The organism is Vibrio sp. 2132-1 (assembly GCF_033344315.1).
The window spans coordinates 1-548 of record NZ_JAWPON010000729.1 but is presented as its reverse complement, the minus strand read 5'-3'; the positions used below and the strand labels follow the sequence as shown (position 1 = coordinate 548).

Genomic DNA, 548 nt, shown 5'->3' with positions numbered 1-548 from the left:
AAGGCGCAAGTGCCACGTCACCTACAGCGAATTTCACTGGGACAAAAAACAGTGCCAGAGCAATAGCTGCAAGGAGTGGAACGGTATTACTTATCGGTACAGAGCTGTTGGTAGATTCCATAATAGCCCTCTCGAAATTTGTCGATGGTGTAGAGTTTGGCTCGGTTGACGGAATAATGACTTGCCGAATTGTAAAGAGCCGCGTCTTCGCAAAGCTCTGCAACCTTTTGTGCAAGCCGATTGCTATCACCGACTTCGAACAGATATTCTGAGCTGCCGGTAACCTCATCTAATCCCGGAACATCGGACGCGAGTACAGGCAAACCTGCTGCCATCGCTTCTACGGCGGCGAGCCCGAATCCTTCAACGTGGGAAGATTGCACGTAGATATCCATATCGCTGAGAAAGAGAGGAATATCGGATACGACTCAGTGAAAATGCACGCGAAGTGAAACGTTTAACGATTGAGCGAGTCGTTGAAGCGAGGCTTTTCTGTCTCCATCTCCGGCAAGGTGTAAGTGGTAGCACTCAGGCAGTTTTGCGATGGC

The 548-nt window shown here is 49.6% G+C and carries 1 pseudogene; it reads right to left on the bottom strand.

The window, feature by feature from the left end:
* Positions 1 to 86: 86 nt before the first annotated feature.
* Positions 87 to 548 (bottom strand): annotated as a pseudogene (locus R8N47_RS27640) (glycosyltransferase); the annotation flags it as partial.